Below are 15601 nucleotides of genomic sequence, written 5' to 3'. Positions count from 1 at the left end.
ACGTCGCCGTGCCGGCCGGAGGCGCCTTCGCGCCGCTCGCCGTGCACGAAGTGGGGGATCACGGGGGCGGTCTCGGTGGGCGCGGTCTTCTCGGACATGGGGGCTCCTCGCGGGTCCAGGCGGAAGGCGGACGCCGGGCGGCGCCGCCCACGGCGGGCGTGACGGGCCCGGCTGTGCGTGTGATCTGGGTTACTCTTCCGCTAATCTAGGATGAGAACGTAGGACATGCAACTATCGAACTCGGGGGGTATCCCGAGGAGGAAGGGAGGGTCCGTCCATGGACCTGTCGAACCAGAGCGCGATCGTCACCGGCGGGGCCTCGGGCCTCGGCCATGCCACCGCCCGCCGCCTGGCGGACGCGGGCGCCGCCGTCGTGGTGGTCGACCTGCCGGACCGCGAGGGCGAGACCGTCCGTGCCGACGCCGTGGCCGCCCTCGGCCCCCGCACGCGCTTCGTGACGGGCGACGTCACCGCCGAGGACACCGCCCGGGAGGCCGTGGCCGCCGCGCTGGAGGCCGGGCCGCTGCGGGTGCTGGTCAACTGCGCCGGCGTGGCGACGCCGGGCAAGCTCGTGGGTCGCGACGGGCCGCTGTCCACCGAGGTGCTGAGCCGGGTCCTGGCGATCAACGCGGTCGGCACCGTGTCGATGATGGCCCAGGCCGCCGCCGCGATGAAGGCGCAGGAGCCGCTCGGCGAGGACCGCGGCGTCATCGTCAATACCGCCTCCGTGGCGGCCTACGACGGGCAGATCGGCCAGATCGCGTACTCCGCCTCCAAGGGCGCCGTGGTCGCGCTGACCCTGCCCGCGGCCCGCGAGCTCGCCTCCTCGCAGATCCGCGTGGTCACGATCGCCCCCGGTCTGATGGAGACGCCCATGATGGCCGGCCTGCCCGAGGCCGCCCGCGAGGCGCTGTCCACCAAGACCCCGCATCCGGCCCGCCTCGGCCGGCCCGAGGACTACGCGCTGCTCGTCGAGCAGATCGTGTCCAACCCGTTCCTGAACGGCGAGGTCATCCGGCTCGACGGCGCCGTGCGCCTCGAGCCCCGCTGAGTCGGACGGTCCGGAGGCCGGAGGGCGCGTCAGGAGGAGGTGTGCTCCGCCGTCGCGGGCGCGCCGGCGTCGGGGCCGTCGGCCTGGAAGTCGCCGGCCTCGGCGCGGAACCGGCCGAGGACGTCGATGAGGGTGTCCACGTCCGCCGGACCGAAGCCGGAACGGCCGAAGACCTCGGCGTTGAGCGTCTCCGTGGCGGCGACGGCGACGCGCCGGCCCTCGTCCGTGAGGGCGAGCACGAGCGCGCGGCGGTCCGACTCGTGGGGTGTGCGCTCCACCAGCCCGGCGGCCTCGAGCCGGTCCACCGCATTGGTCACCGAGGTGGGGTGGACCTGCAGGAGCGCGGACGCCTTGGACATCCGCATCCGCTTCTCGCGCGAGAAGTTCAGCAGCGCCAGCAGCTCGTACCGCGCGAAGGTGAGCCCGTAGGGCTTGAGCGCGGCCTGCGCCCGACCCAGCAGGATCTGCTGGGCCCGCATGATCGAGGTGATGGCGGCCATCGGGCGGGCGACGTCACCCCATCCGTGACGCTCCCAGTTCCGGGCGGCCTCCCGGATGGGGTCCTGGGCGAGGGGTGGCTTCTTCATGGCGCTCCAGACTAGCGGCGCACCGGGGGTCCCCCGCCACCGCCGGACACGGACGGGGCGGTGGCGGGGAACGGCCGGTCAGCGATGCAGGTCCAGGTCCTCCTCGCGGAACTCGGTGCCGTAGCCGTCCGGAGCGGCGCCCGTCTGGGCGCGCTCGACCTCGGCCTTGCGCAGCTCCACGCGGCGGATCTTGCCCGAGATGGTCTTCGGCAGCTCGAGGAACTCGATGCGCCGGATGCGCTTGTACGGGGGCAGCTGGGTGAGCGTGAACTGCAGGATCGCCCGGGCGGTCTCCGCGGTGGGCTCATGGCCCGGGGCGAGGGTGACGAAGGCCTTCGGCACGGCCAGGCGCAGCTCGTCCGGGGTGGGGACGATCGCACCCTCCATCACGGCCGGGTGCTTGACCAGCACCGACTCCAGCTCGAACGGGGACACCTTGTAGTCGGAGGACTTGAAGACGTCGTCCGCGCGGCCCACATAGGTCAGCACGCCGTTCTCGTCGCGGCGGGCGATGTCGCCGGTGTGGAAGACGCCGTCGCGGAACACCTCGTCCGTCTTCTCCTGGTTGCCGTAGTAGGACTTCAACAGGCCCACCGGACGCGGGTCCAGTCGCAGGCAGATCTCGCCCTCCTCGGCCTCCTGGCCCGTGAGCGGGTCGATCAGGGTGACGTCCATGCCGGGCAGCGGGCGGCCCATCGAGCCGATGACGACCTTCTGGCCGGGGGTGTTGGCGACCTGCAGGGTGGTCTCGGTCATGCCGAAGCCGTCGCGGATCGTGGTGCCCCACGCCTTGTGCACCTGGTCGATCACCTCGGCGTTGAGCGGCTCGCCCGCGGAGATGGTCTTGGTCGGCGGGGTCGTCAGCTGCGCCAGGTCCGCCTTGATGAGCATGCGCCACACGGTGGGCGGGGCGCAGAAGCTCGTGACGCCGTAGCGCGCCATGTTGGCCATCAGGGCCGCGGGGTCGAACTTGCGCGCGTTGTGCACGAAGATCGTGGCCTCCGCGATCCACGGGGCGAAGAAGTTGGACCACGCGTGCTTGGCCCAGCCGGGGGAGGCCACGTTGAGGTGCACGTCGCCCGGCTCCAGACCGATCCAGTAGAGCGTCGTGAGGTGGCCGACCGGGTACGAGGTGTGGGTGTGCTCCACGAGCTTCGGCTTCGAGGTGGTGCCCGAGGTGAAGTAGAAGAGCAGCGTCTCGTCCGCGGGGGTCGGCTCGGCCGGGGCCAGCTCGGTGGCGGCGTCGGCGGCGTCGTCGTAGGAGAGCACGGTGTGGCCGGCGACCTCGGGGGCGCGGCGCGCCGGGCCCTCCGCGAAGACGCCCGGCACGTGCACCAGGTGCAGGCCCTCGCCGACGCCGGCGAACTTGGCCAGGTCCTCGGCGCCGGCCACGGCCCACGCGGCGCCGGCGCGCGTCACGCGGTCCTCGAGGTCCCCGGAGGTCATCTGCGTGGTGGTGGGCACCATGACCACCCGCAGCTTGATGCAGGCGAGCATGAACTCCCACAGCTCCACCTGGTTGTTCAGCATCAGGATGAGGCGGTCGCCGCGGCGCAGGCCCTGCGCGGAGAGCCAGTTCGCCACCCGGCTGGAGGCCGCGGAGAGCTCGGCGAAGGTGCGTTCGGTGCTGCGCCCGTCGTCCTCGGCGATGATCAGCGCCGGCACGTCCGCGCGGGCCGGGTCCTGGGCCAGGCGGTCGAACCAGTCGAAGCCGAAGTTGAAGTGCTCGAAGCGGGGCCACTCGAACTCGGCGCGGGCGCGCTCATAGTCGGTCTGGCACTCGACCAGCAGGTCGCGGGCCGCGCGGAACACCTCCGTCGGTGACGGGGCGGCGACGGCGGTGGGGTCCTGGACGGTCATGGGTCCCTCCTCGGGATGGCTGCTGAACGGATCCTTGGCCGGGGGCCTGTGATCTGGAACACTACTGGCAGACCTGGATAGTTGGAAGTCCTACAGTCGGATTCGCGGCGAAACCGCCCGCCGTCGTCGGACCGCCCCCGAAGGAGAGCCATGACCGCCATCGCCGACCGCCCCGTCCCCGACTCCGGCGCGCCCGCCGCCCCTCCCGGCCTGCCCCACGTGGACCTGCTCCGTCTGCGGGACCGCCTCGAGCCGGCCGAGCGTGCCCGGCTCGACGCGATCGAGGACCACCTGCAGACCCGCGTGCGGCCGCACCTGACCCGGTATTGGGACGCCGAGGAGTTCGCGTTCGACCTGCTGCCGGGCCTGGCCGAGCTGGGTCTGGGACGCCTCGTCCTGGACGGCTCGTCCTCGCTGTTCCAGCAGCTCGTGCACGCGGAGATCGCCCGTGTGGACCTGTCCCTGTCCGCCCTCGTGGGCATCCACAACGAGCTCAACCTCGGCATGATCGCCGGCCTGGGCTCAGAGCGTCAGAAGGCCACGTGGCAGGGGCGCCTCGAATCCTTCGACGCCCTGGGCGCGTTCTGCCTCACCGAGCCGGACCACGGCTCGGACATCGCCGGAGGCCTCGCCACCACCGCCACCCGCGACGGCGACGAGTGGGTCATCCGCGGCGCCAAGCGCTGGATCGGGGCCGGCACGATCGCCGACGTCGCGCTCGTCTGGGCGCGCGACACCGCCGACGGCGAGATCAAGGGCTTCGTGGTGCCCACCGACACCCCCGGCTACGAGGCCACCAAGATCAGCGGGAAGATGGGCCTGCGGATCATGCAGAACGCGGACATCACCCTGGACGTGCGCCTGCCCACGGACGCGATCCTGCCCGGCGCCACCACCTTCGCCGCCACCCGCGCCCTGCTGCGCGACTCGCGCATGTGGGTCGGCTGGCAGGGCGTCGGCGCGCAAATGGGCGTGCTGGACGTGCTGCGCTCCTACGCGCTGCGGCGGCAGCAGTTCGGTCGCCCGCTGGCCGCGTTCCAGCTGATCCAGGCCCAGATCGCCGAGGTCGCCGGCAACCTGGCCGCCTCCGCCGGGATGATGCTCCAGGTGGACGCCCTGCGGCAGGAGGGGCGGATGGAGATGATGCACGCGGCGATGGCCAAGGCCACCTCGACCCGGCTGGCCCGGTCCTCGGCGGCGCTCGCCCGCGACGCCCTCGGCGGCAACGGCCTGCTCACGGAGCACGAGATCGCCAAGATCATGGGGGACGTGGAGGCCATCTACTCCTACGAGGGCTCCTACGGCATGAACACCCTGATCGTGGGGCGTGCCCTCACGGGCGTCTCGGCCTTCGTGTGAGCCACGCGTCCTGCAGGTCCTGGATCAGCGGGCGGTGGGCGATGAGCAGCAGCACGCCGGCCACCGGGATGACCACCTCGAAGCCCAGCCAGAGGTAGCCGGCCGCGCCCGCCACCCCGCCCAGGAAGAACAGGGCCACGAGCAGCGCCAGCAGTCCCACGCGCCGCGGTTCCCCGACGACGGGGGCCGCGGCCGCGGGCGCGTTGCGGTACAGGATCTTGCCGAGCTCGACGCCGATGTCCGTGACCATGCCCGTCACGTGCGTGGTGCGGATCGGCCACGCCCCGATGCGGGTGATCAAGGCGTTCTGCAGGCCCATGGTGAAGCACAGCACGGCCACCACGACCAGCGGCCGGTGCGCATCGCGGACGTGCTCGGCGAGCAGGCCGAACACCAGCATGCCGACGCCCTCGAGCAGGAGGATGTTGGCGTAGCGCGAGCGGAGGCCGTTGACCCGGCCCCAGTTGAACACCAGCGCGCAGACGACCGCGCCCAGGATGAACATGGCCAGCGCGAGCAGGCCCGTGCCGACCAGACCCGGGGCGTGGAGGACCGCCGCGTCCGCCATGGACGCCACGATCCCCGTCATGTGGGACGTGTACGTGGCCACGGCGACGAAGCCCACGGAGTTGAGGATCCCCGCGATCGCGGTCAGCACCAGCGCCAGGTGGGTGTTGCGGCGCACGGTGCGCTCGGGGGCGCACAGGTTGAGCACCCCGCCACCCTACGACCGGACGCCGCCGTCGGCGCCGACGCGGGAGGCGCTGTCGTCGACGCCTCCCTCACCGTGCCCGGGCTCAGTAGCTGGAGTAGCCGTCCTCCGACAGGGTGTGCTTCTCGTCGCCGGTGATGGCGGGGTTGAACACCGAGATCAGGTGCATGTCCTCGGTGCCGCCGCGCAGGTCGTGCGGCTCGTGGTCCGGCAGGACGTAGATGACACCCGGCGTGATCTCGTGGACGGTGCCGTCCGGCTCCACCACGGAGCCGTTGCCCGCGATGCAGTAACAGGCCTCCTTGTGGTTGCGGTACTGGAGCTTCGAGGACGATCCGGCGCGCACGATCGTGTGGGCGACGGCGAAACCCATCTCGTCCTTCGCGGTGATGAGGCGTTCGGAGGTGCCTCCGCCCCACTCGACCTTCTCGACGTCGTTCCGGCTACGGGTGTACATGGCGTTCCTTTCGGCGAGCTCTGCGGGTCGGGCAAAGGGCCGTAGCCCTGGCTCCATCGTAGGGATGCCCGTCTCAGACCATAAGGGGCAACACGTGGGGGCTCATATGGGATGAAATAGTCCAGATCCACTATGATGTGCATCATACCCGGCATACGCTTCATCTTGACCCATGCGGGCCGGAGATGGAGGAGACGCGATGGCAACGCAGGCGAGGGATGGCCGGTTCTCCAATGAGGTGTTGCCCCAAGACGAGAGGCCTAGTCGTTTCGGTCCGGGGCTAATCATCGCCGCGTCCTTCATCGGGCCGGGGACCATCACAACCTCCATCGTTACCGGAGCCGAGCAGGGATTCGTCCTGGCCTGGGCTGTCGTCTTCTCAATTTTGGCCACCATCGTCTTGCAGGAGATGTCGGGACGGTTGGGCCTCGCGACCCGCATGAGTCTCGGACACGCTCTGCGCGAGGTGTTCTCCTCGGTGCCGGCACGACTTGTCATGGCGATCCTCGTCGTCGCGGCGATCGGCATCGGAGGGGCGTCCTACGCCGGTGGTGACACAGTCGGCACCGCCCTCGCCTTGACTAGTGTGACCGGACTCAGTCAGCCCGTGGTCGTCATCGGGATCGTCCTCACGATCGGCATTCTGCTCTGGACAGGCAGCTACAAACTGATCGAGCGGGTGCTGACCGTCATGGTCGGGTTATTGGGGCTGCTGTTCATCGTCACTGCAGTCCTAGTTCAGCCTCCGATCGGCGACCTCTTGATGGGCATGTTCATTCCCCGGCTGCCACCCGGCACGGCGTTGCTGGCGGTCGCACTGATCGGGACCACCGTGGTCCCTTACAACCTCTTCCTGCACGCGAGTTTGGTGCAGGAGAAATGGGGGCCGGGTCTGGATTCGCGGGAATCTCTCCGAGCGGCGAGAACGGACACGGCGGTGTCGATCTCCGTCGGAGGTGTAATCACTCTGGCCGTGATGGCGACGGCGTTCGGTGGGATGTACGTCAAGGGCATGCAGGCCGAGACCGGTCGGGACCTCGCCTCCGCCCTGGAACCCCTCCTCGGGGACGCGGCTGGCTGGGTGTTCGCGGCGGGCATGTTCGCGGCCGGGTTCACGTCCGCCGTAGCTGGCCCGCTCGGCGCGGCGTACGCGATTGCCGGCACACTGGGCCAGGACACCGATCTGCGCAGCGTCCCTGCTCGCATCGTGTGGGGCGCAGTCCTTGCGATCGGTGCCCTCATTGCCCTGACGGGAACGAATCCCACGGAGGTCATCGTCATCGCACAGGCGGCGAACGGGCTTCTCCTGCCCATCGTGGCCGTATTCCTGATGGTCGTGATGAACAGTCGTCGGCTGATGGGCTCGCATCGGAACGGCCCACTGGCCAACGCCCTGGGAGGGCTTGTCTGTCTTGTCGTCATCGGGCTCGCGGTTTACCAGCTGGGCGGGCTTGCCGGGCTGTGGGATTGAGGCCCGGCGATGACGCGCGCCGCCGAATGACGTCCCTTACCGACTGTCGTGAGCCGACGGCATGCGACTGAGTCATTCCTCCCGTCACCCGTTTCCTGAACGAAAGCGCTTCGACACGCCGCCGTTTCATCAACGAAAGCCTTCGACACGCCCCGTCCGGCCCCTCCCGGTCGCCCTGTGACGCGGCCTACACGTGTGGGATACTGGCGGCACGCCGCATGCCCCGCGCGGGAGAGCGTCGGCGCGCGTCCTGCCCCGGCCGGCCGCGTGAGCAGGCCGCCGAAGGAGCAAACCCTCCCCGGGAATCTCTCAGGCATCCGTACCGCGTGGGGTCAGGCGCTCTGGAAAGCGTCTCACTCCGCCGCGCCCGCGTCCGGACCGAGACCACCGACGGTGCAAGCCGCCCACCCGGGCGTCGGAAACTCTCAGGTCCATGACAGAGCGGGGAGGAGCAGACCCACGCCGTGACCACGGCAGGATCCCCCCGGAGGTACCCCGTGACCAGCCCCCAGACCACCGAGAGCACGACCGCGCTGCCCCACGAGCGCGTCGAGCCCAAGGACGCCGCCTCGGCCCCCTTCGTGGCCCGCCACATCGGCCCGCGCCCCGCGGACGTCGAGCACATGCTGCAGACCCTGGGCTACGACTCGCTCGAGGCCCTCGTGGACACCGCCGTCCCCGCCGGCATCCGCCAGCCGAAGCCCCTCGAGCTGCCCGCCCCGCTGACCGAGTCCGCGGTCCTGGAGCAGCTGCGCGAGATCGCCGGCCGCAACGTCATGAAGACCCAGATGATCGGGCAGGGCTTCTCGGACACCGTCACCCCGGGCGTCATCCTCCGCAAGGTGCTGGAGAACCCGGCCTGGTACACGGCCTACACGCCGTACCAGCCGGAGATCTCCCAGGGCCGCCTCGAGGCCCTCCTGAACTACCAGACGATGGTCCAGGACCTCACCGGCCTGGACATCGCCAACGCCTCCCTGCTGGACGAGGCCTCCGCCGCCGCCGAGGCCGTGCTCCTCATGCACCGTGCCAACCGTCGCAGGACCGACGGCGTCACCCTCCTCGACGCGGACCTCTTCCCGCAGACCCTCTCCGTGGTGCGCCTGCGCGCCGAGGCCGTGGGCATCGACGTGCGCGTGGCCGACCTCTCCGCAGGCATCCCGGAGGACGTCCGCGCCGAGGTCGAGGAGAAGGGCCTGTGCGGCGTCGTGCTGCAGCAGCCCGGCGACTCCGGCCGCATCCACGACCACGCCGCCGTCATCGCGCAGGCCAAGGAGGCCGGCGCCCTCGTGACCGTCGCCGCGGACATCCTCTCCCTCGCCCTGATCACTCCGCCCGGGGAGCAGGGTGCGGACATCGCCGTCGGCTCCACGCAGCGCTTCGGCGTGCCCCTGTTCTTCGGCGGCCCCCACGCCGCCTACATGGCCGTGAAGGAGGGCCTGCAGCGCAGCATGCCGGGCCGCCTCGTGGGCGTCTCCCACGACGACGCCGGCAAGCCCGCCTACCGCCTCGCCCTCCAGACGCGCGAACAGCACATCCGGCGCGAGAAGGCCACCTCCAACATCTGCACCGCCCAGGCGCTGCTCGCGATCGTCGCCTCGATGTACGCCGTCTACCACGGCCCCCAGGGCATCGCCCGCATCGCCCGCCACGCCCACGCCCAGGCCGTCCGCCTGGCGGAGGCGCTGCGGGCCGGTGGCGTCGAGGTCGCCGAGGAGCACTTCTTCGACACGATCACCGTCCGCGTGCCCGGCCGGGCCGAGCAGGTCCTGCAGGCCGCCGAGGAGAACGGCGTGAACCTGCGCCTGGTGGACGCGGACACCCTGCGGATTGCCGCCGATGAGACCACCGTCGACGCCGACCTCGTGGCCGTCCTGACGGCGTTCGGCCTGGACGCGGGCTCCCTGCCGGCCTCCGCGCACGAGGGCGCCGTGGCCACCCCGGCCGTGCCGGAGTCGCTGCGCCGCTCCTCCGCGTTCATGACGCACCCGGTGTTCAACACCCACCACTCGGAGACGAAGATGCTGCGCTACCTGCGCCGCCTCTCCGGCTACGACCTGGCGCTGGACCGCACCATGATCCCGCTGGGCTCGTGCACCATGAAGCTCAACGCCACCGCGGAGATGGAGGCCATCTCCTGGCCCGAGTTCTGCTCCATCCACCCGTTCGCGCCCGACCACCAGACCGAGGGCTGGCGGTTCCTGATCGCGGACCTGGAGTCCAAGCTCGCCGAGATCACCGGCTACGCGGGCGTCTCGGTGGCCCCGAACGCCGGCTCGCAGGGTGAGTTCGCGGGCCTGTGGGCCATCCGCCAGTACCACCTGGCCCGCGGCGAGGGCGAGCGGGACATCTGCCTGATCCCGGCCTCCGCCCACGGCACCAACGCGGCCTCGGCCGTGCTGGCGGGGCTGAAGGTCGTCGTCGTCGCCACCGCCGACGACGGCACGATCGACGCCGCCGACCTGGGCGCCAAGATCGCGGCCAACGAGGGCCGCATCGCGGCCATCATGATCACCTACCCCTCCACGCACGGCGTGTACGACGCCGACGTCAAGGAGGTCTGCGCCACGGTGCACGCCGCGGGCGGCCAGGTGTACATCGACGGCGCCAACCTCAACGCGCTCGTGGGCCTGGCCCAGCCGGGCGAGTTCGGCGGAGACGTCTCCCACCTGAACCTGCACAAGACGTTCTGCATCCCGCACGGCGGCGGGGGCCCGGGCGTGGGCCCCGTGGCGGTGGGCGAGCACCTGGTGCCGTACCTGCCCTCCCGCGAGGCCCTGATGACCGCGGCCCCGCACGGCTCGGCCGGCGTGCTGCCCATCTCCTGGGCCTACATCCACCTGATGGGCGCCGAGGGCCTGCGCTCCGCCACCGCGCACGCGCTGCTGGGCGCCAACTACATCTCCCGCCGCCTCGCGCCCCTCTACCCGACGCTGTACACGGGCAACGACGGCCTCGTGGCGCACGAGTGCATCCTCGACCTGCGCGAGCTCACGGCCCGCACGGGCGTGACCGCCGAGGACGTGTGCAAGCGCCTCATCGACTACGGGTTCCACGCCCCCACCCTGGCGTTCCCCGTGGCCGGCACGCTCATGGTGGAGCCCACCGAGTCCGAGGACCTCGAGGAGATCGAGCGGTTCATCGAGGCGATGGAGGCCATCCACGCCGAGATCACCGCCGTCACCCCGGAGACCGTGGCGGACTCCGTCCTGCGTCGCGCCCCGCACACCCTCAACGTCCTGATGGCCGACGAGTGGGATCGCCCCTACTCGCGCGCCCAGGCGGGCACGCCGGTGCCGAGCCTGCGTCTGGACAAGTACCTGCCGCCGGTGGGCCGCATCGACGGCGCCTACGGCGATCGCAACCTCGTGTGCTCGTGCCCGCCGCCCGAGGCGTTCGAGGGCGCCGTGGCCGACACCGCCGACGAGGACTGAGAGGATCACCCCCATGAGCGATTCGACGCGCAACTCCCCGCTGCACCCGGTCCACGAGGCCGCGGGCGCCACGTTCACGGACTTCGGCGGCTGGAACATGCCCCTGAAGTACGGCTCCGAGCTGGCCGAGCACAAGGCCGTCCGCACCTCCGCAGGCCTGTTCGACCTCTCCCACATGGGCGAGATCCGGGTCACCGGCCCGGAGGCCGGGGCCATGCTGGACCACGCCCTCTCGAGCGTGCTCTCCACGTTGAAGCCCGGCCGCGCCAAGTACGCCCTGTGCCTGACGGACGCCGGCACCATCCTCGACGACACGATCGTCTACCGGATGGACGACGGCGAGGCCGGCTCCGAGCCCGACTACCTGGTGGTGCCCAACGCCGGCAACATCGCCGCGGTCCACACCGCCCTGAACCAGCGGGCGTCGGGCTGGGACGCCGTCGTCGAGGACGAGTCCTCGACCACCGCCCTCGTGGCCGTGCAGGGCCCGCAGGCCGAGAAGATCCTCGCCCGGGCCATGCCGGAGGCCGCGGCGCAGCTGGCCGAGCTGAAGTACTACGGCCACCTGACCCTGACCGTGCCCACGGACGCCGGTGACGTCATCGCCGTCGTCGCCCGCACCGGCTACACCGGCGAGGACGGCTTCGAGCTGTTCCTGCCCGCCGCCTCCACCGCCGAGGCCGGCGACCGCGGCTCCGCCGTGTGGAACACGATGCTCTCGGCCGCGGACGAGGCGGGCGTGGAGCTGACGCTGTGCGGGCTCGCCTCGCGGGACTCGCTGCGCCTGGAGGCGGGCATGCCGCTCTACGGCAACGAGCTGGACACCGGGCACCAGCCGCACGCCTCTGGCGTCGGCTTCGCGGTGCCCGCGAGCAAGGAGGCCGACTTCGTCGGACGATCCGCGCTGGTCGGCAGGGACGACGTCGAGGAGGTCCTCGTGGGGCTGCAGGGCGCGGGTCGGCGTGCCGCCCGGCACGGTTACGCCGTGCTGGACGAGTCCGGCGAGCGGGTGGGCGAGGTGACCTCGGGCGCCCCCAGCCCGACCCTCGGACACCCCATCGCCCTGGCCCGTGTCCGCCGCGACGTGGCCGCCGAGGGCACGTCCCTGCAGGTGGACCTGCGCGGCCGCGGCGAGCCGTTCACCGTGGTGGCCACGCCGTTCTACCGCCGGGAGCGCTGAGCCCGACGCAGCCGTCCCTCGGCCCGCCGCTCGGCGGTCCCGGGGCCCTTCGCTAGACTCGGGCTCCGGGCCGTCGTCGCGGCCCCCCGTCCCGCCGTCCACCTGCAGGAAGTCCGCATGACTCACGTCGCCGCCCGTGCCCGGGTCCCCCTGAAGGGGCTGCTGGTCTTCCTCGCCGTCGCCGCCGTCCTGCTCCTGCTGGGCATCGTCACCGTCCTCCGCGGCGTGGCCGCCGACGCCGCCCGCGTGGACATCGTCACCGTGCTGGACGGCAACACCGTGGTGGTGAACCAAGGCGGCACCGAGCGGACCGTGGTCCTCGCCGGCGTCACGAGCGCGGGCCGCAACCCGGAGGGCCTCAAGGTCGGCCCCAACCTCTGCATGGGGGAGGAGTCCTACTCCTGGCTGCGTGATCGGCTCCCGCAGGGGGCGACCGCGAGCATGACCACCTCGGACGAGGGCGCGCCCGAGGGGATGGAGAGCGCGGTCATCTCGATCGGCGGCGGCACCGTCAACGTGGCCATGGCGGAGGCCGGCATGGCCGCCCCCACGGAGGTCGCCGTCGGCAAGCGCCTGGCGGAGGAGATCGCCCAGGCCAATCAGGAGGCCGTGGGTCGCGGCGTGGGGCTCTACGACATCGAGGAGCCCTGCACGTACCAGAACCGGCTCTACGAGGCCCAGTTCGCCCTGGAGCAGATCCCGGAGGACGCGGAGGCGTCCCTGACGAAGATCGACGAGCGAGCGGTGGAGTACGCGGCCGGCCTGGACCAGGTGCGCCTGGTGCAGCAGGAGATACGGGCCCTCGACCCGGAGAACGGCACGTTCGCCGACCTCGCCTACGGGCCGGCCAAGGAGTCGCTCCTGGCCGAGGCGGACCCGGTGGTGGAGCACGGGATGCAAGTCCTGAAGGACCTCAACACGCGGCGCAACGAGATCGCGGCCCGTGGCTGACCCCGCCGCGCTCAGTCCAGGGCGAGGGTGACGAGCCCGAGCTGGGCCGCCCGGATGATCAGCTGGACGCGGTCGCGGACCTCCAGCTTGGCCATGATCCGCGTGAGGTTGGCCTTGACCGTGGACTCGGAGACGAAGAGGTTCGCGGCGATCTCCGGGTTCGACTGACCCCTGGCCAGCAGCCGCAGCACGCCCAGCTCCCGCTCGGTGAGGTCGGAGCCGTCGGGGCTGCCGGGCTGCACCGAGGTGGGGCCCACCGTCGGCCGGTCCCGCTCGATCGAGGCGAGCAGCTTGGTCGCCACGGCGGGGGAGAGCACGGACTCGCCGCGATGGACGGCCTGAATGGCGCCCAGGATGGCCGGCGGCTCCGCGTCCTTGAGGAGGTAGCCGCCCGCTCCGGCGCGCAGGGCCGGCACGAGGTAGTCCTCGGACGTGAACGTGGTGATCGCCAGGACCCGGATCGCGGGGTGGGTGTCCTTGATCCGGCGTGTGGCCTCCACCCCGTCCATCAGGGGCATCTGCATGTCCATCAGGACCACGTCCGGCTCGATGGCGGCGCACGCCTCCACGGCTTCGACGCCGTTGGCGACCACACCCACGCAGGTCATGCCGGGGGCAGAGTCGACGAGCACGCGGAGCGCGCCGCTCATGAGCGGCTGGTCGTCGGCGATCAGGATGCGCAGCTCTTCGGACACGCAGGTCAGCGTAACCGGTGCTGTGGCGCATGCCACCTTGTCGGCGTCGGGGCGAGGCCGGGGTGCCCGCCGGCCGTCATCTGCGCCATGCCGCGGCGCGGCCTGTGCGCGGCGTGCACCATTTGTGACGGGCGTCATACATACTGGGGCCATGAAGACTCGCGCTCTCCTCGCTTCCGCTCTCCTTCTCGCCTCCACCCTCGTCGGCGCTCCGGCCGCCGCCGCCTCGGCGGCCTCGGCCGAGGACGACGTCGTCACGACCCTGGGCCTCGGCAAAGGCACTGCGGAGTGGACGTGCCGCCACTTCGGCATCTGGTGCGACTGACCCCGGGGCGGTCCGCCCCCGATGCCTGATTCGAGCCCATCGACCCCCTCCGTCCGGAGCGGCGCGCCCTCCCGGGCGCGCCGCTCTTCGGCGTGGCGTCAGGCGCGCAGCCTGCGGTGGCGCGCGTTCTGGGCCGCGGCGCCGCTGAGCCGCGTCTATCTCGCCTTCGGGTCGGCGTTCCTGCTCGCCTCGACCGCGTCCGACATCGGTCTGTTCGGCCCGGGCCACGGCGTCATCCCGGTCCTGGACGGGATCGCCATCGCGTCGGTGACCAGCGCCTTCCTCGCCCAGTGGTGGCGCAGCACGGTGGGCTTCGCCCTGCTCCTGCCCGGGGCCGTCGCGACCGTCGTCGGCGGTTCCGAGGTGCTCTTCGCCGTCGTCGCGCCCGTGGTCCTCGGGGCCGTCGCGGCGACCGCCCGTTCCTGGGGGTTCGTCGTCACGGCCGCCGTCCTGGCACTGACCTGGGGCGTCGCCCAGCCGTTCGCGGTGGGTCAGTCGAACGCGACGTGGTTCATCCTGCTGCTCATGTCCATGGGCCTCGGCGGCGGGCTCTTCATCCGCGAGAGCTTGGCCCGGCGGGAGCGGGATCGCCGCCGGGTGTTCGAGGCGGAGGAGCGGGCCCGGCTGGCCGCCGAGGCCGAGCGTCGCTCCCTGGCCCGCGACCTGCACGACGTGGTCGCGCACAACCTCACGATCATCTCGATGCAGGCTCGGACGGCACGCTACCTCGGCGCCCCGGAGGCGGCTCAGGGCGTGCTGGACGTGGTGGGGGACTCCGCGAAGGACGCGCTGCGGGACCTGCGGCGCATGCTCTCCATCCTCCAGGAGGACGGGATCGTGGACCCGAGCGGTGAGCCGGGCGCCGCGGGGGGCGCGGACGGGGCGACGTCCGCGGATCCGGTGCTGTCCGTGGCCCAACTGGCCGAGGAGCTGCGCAGTCTCGGAATGACGGTGGAGACGGACGTCCGCTGCGACCAGAACGCGATGCCGATCTCCGTGCGCTCCACCCTGCACCGGGTGCTCCAGGAGGCCACCACGAACGTCGCCAAGCACGCCGGCGAGGGCGCGCGCGTGTGCATCGAACTCCGCGACGCGGGGCCGGACGTGGTGCTCGAGGTGGAGAACACCGTCACCGAGCGGTCCGGCCCGCCGCAGTGGAACTCCTCCGGTGTGGGCCTGAACTCCATGCGGGATCGCGTGGCCACCTTCGGCGGCACGATCGAGGCCGGGCCGGGGGGCTGGGGGTGGCGGGTGCGCGCGGTGCTCCCCAGGTCCGTCTGACGAGGCCGACGCCGTCGCAGCGGCGGACCAGACCCATGTGACCTGCATCACATCAGGGCCCGAAAGTCTGCACCTTCCGCCACTGTCGGGGGCGCCGTCGTCCCTCCTAGCTGTAGGAGGGCATGACGTTGTTGACTCGGGTCGGTGCCAGTGAGGCCGGAGGAGCGTCTCCGCAGGAGGTATGAGGCCGATGGTAGTTGTAGTGGTTCACCCACACCTGCAGGGCCTCACGCCGAGC

At 71.5% G+C, this 15601-nt stretch carries 14 protein-coding genes and 1 riboswitch; of the genes, 8 read left to right on the top strand and 6 right to left on the bottom strand.

The window, feature by feature from the left end; all coding sequences use genetic code 11:
• The first annotated feature begins 277 nt into the window (after positions 1 to 277).
• A complete protein-coding gene (locus D8M29_RS03565) occupies positions 278 to 1051 on the top strand; it encodes an SDR family NAD(P)-dependent oxidoreductase (RefSeq protein ID WP_036316150.1) in 774 nt (257 codons plus the stop codon).
• Between the two features lie 29 nt (positions 1052 to 1080).
• Here the strand turns inward: D8M29_RS03565 and D8M29_RS03560 are convergent, their stop codons facing one another.
• Complete coding sequence (locus tag D8M29_RS03560; protein ID WP_036316148.1) at positions 1081 to 1638, bottom strand: MarR family winged helix-turn-helix transcriptional regulator; 558 nt, start codon at positions 1636 to 1638, stop codon at positions 1081 to 1083.
• Positions 1639 to 1716: 78 nt separating this feature from the next.
• A complete protein-coding gene (locus D8M29_RS03555) occupies positions 1717 to 3498 on the bottom strand; it encodes an AMP-binding protein (protein WP_127435084.1) in 1782 nt (593 codons plus the stop codon).
• Positions 3499 to 3648: 150 nt separating this feature from the next.
• Between D8M29_RS03555 and D8M29_RS03550 the strand changes: the two genes are divergently transcribed.
• The gene (locus D8M29_RS03550; RefSeq protein ID WP_070708771.1) at positions 3649 to 4857 is read left to right on the top strand and encodes an acyl-CoA dehydrogenase family protein; all 1209 of its coding nucleotides are present in this window, start codon (positions 3649 to 3651) and stop codon (positions 4855 to 4857) included.
• Here D8M29_RS03550 and D8M29_RS03545 read toward each other — a convergent pair.
• Both D8M29_RS03545 and D8M29_RS03540 read right to left on the bottom strand, forming a co-directional pair.
• A complete protein-coding gene (locus D8M29_RS03545; RefSeq protein ID WP_036383960.1) occupies positions 4832 to 5572 on the bottom strand; it encodes a YoaK family protein in 741 nt (246 codons plus the stop codon). The two genes, D8M29_RS03550 and D8M29_RS03545, sit on opposite strands and share 26 nt — an antisense overlap.
• An 82-nt stretch (positions 5573 to 5654) precedes the next feature.
• Positions 5655 to 6026: an ectoine synthase gene (locus tag D8M29_RS03540; RefSeq protein WP_036338798.1), complete on the bottom strand. Its 372-nt coding sequence runs from the start codon at positions 6024 to 6026 to the stop codon at positions 5655 to 5657.
• Positions 6027 to 6225: 199 nt separating this feature from the next.
• Here D8M29_RS03540 and D8M29_RS03535 point away from each other — a divergent pair, with 199 nt between their 5' ends.
• The 4 genes from D8M29_RS03535 to D8M29_RS03520 all read left to right on the top strand — a co-directional run bounded on the left by D8M29_RS03535 (position 6226) and on the right by D8M29_RS03520 (position 13062).
• Positions 6226 to 7497: an Nramp family divalent metal transporter gene (locus D8M29_RS03535; RefSeq protein ID WP_080694971.1), complete on the top strand. Its 1272-nt coding sequence runs from the start codon at positions 6226 to 6228 to the stop codon at positions 7495 to 7497.
• Positions 7498 to 7715: 218 nt separating this feature from the next.
• A riboswitch (glycine riboswitch) is annotated at positions 7716 to 7832 on the top strand.
• 162 nt (positions 7833 to 7994) lie between these two features.
• Positions 7995 to 10931, top strand: a complete 2937-nt coding sequence (gene gcvP / locus D8M29_RS03530; protein WP_113914150.1) for an aminomethyl-transferring glycine dehydrogenase — start codon at positions 7995 to 7997, stop codon at positions 10929 to 10931.
• Between the two features lie 13 nt (positions 10932 to 10944).
• Positions 10945 to 12111, top strand: a complete 1167-nt coding sequence (gene gcvT / locus D8M29_RS03525; RefSeq protein ID WP_113914151.1) for a glycine cleavage system aminomethyltransferase GcvT — start codon at positions 10945 to 10947, stop codon at positions 12109 to 12111.
• A gap of 117 nt (positions 12112 to 12228) precedes the next feature.
• A complete protein-coding gene (locus D8M29_RS03520) occupies positions 12229 to 13062 on the top strand; it encodes a thermonuclease family protein (RefSeq protein WP_020624816.1) in 834 nt (277 codons plus the stop codon).
• A gap of 11 nt (positions 13063 to 13073) precedes the next feature.
• Here D8M29_RS03520 and D8M29_RS03515 read toward each other — a convergent pair whose 3' ends face one another.
• Entirely contained in the window at positions 13074 to 13757 is a 684-nt protein-coding gene (locus D8M29_RS03515) for a response regulator transcription factor (RefSeq protein WP_002856693.1), read from the bottom strand.
• 151 nt (positions 13758 to 13908) lie between these two features.
• Here D8M29_RS03515 and D8M29_RS13770 point away from each other — a divergent pair, with 151 nt between their 5' ends.
• Together D8M29_RS13770 and D8M29_RS03510 are read left to right on the top strand one after the other, a co-directional pair.
• Entirely contained in the window at positions 13909 to 14082 is a 174-nt protein-coding gene (locus D8M29_RS13770; protein WP_002856694.1) for a hypothetical protein, read from the top strand.
• Between the two features lie 21 nt (positions 14083 to 14103).
• Positions 14104 to 15363, top strand: coding sequence for a histidine kinase (locus D8M29_RS03510; protein WP_127435085.1), 1260 nt, complete (start codon positions 14104 to 14106; stop codon positions 15361 to 15363).
• Between the two features lie 106 nt (positions 15364 to 15469).
• Here D8M29_RS03510 and D8M29_RS03505 read toward each other — a convergent pair.
• Positions 15470 to 15601, bottom strand: a 132-nt coding sequence (locus D8M29_RS03505; RefSeq protein ID WP_148111513.1) for an integrase core domain-containing protein, incomplete at its 5' end; no start/stop codon positions are given.

Origin of the sequence: Micrococcus sp. HSID17227 (genome assembly GCF_003989405.1) — a bacterium.
Classification (GTDB): domain Bacteria; phylum Actinomycetota; class Actinomycetes; order Actinomycetales; family Micrococcaceae; genus Micrococcus; species Micrococcus luteus.
The sequence above is the reverse complement of the archived record's forward strand: the minus strand, read 5'-3'. Positions and strand labels throughout refer to the sequence as shown.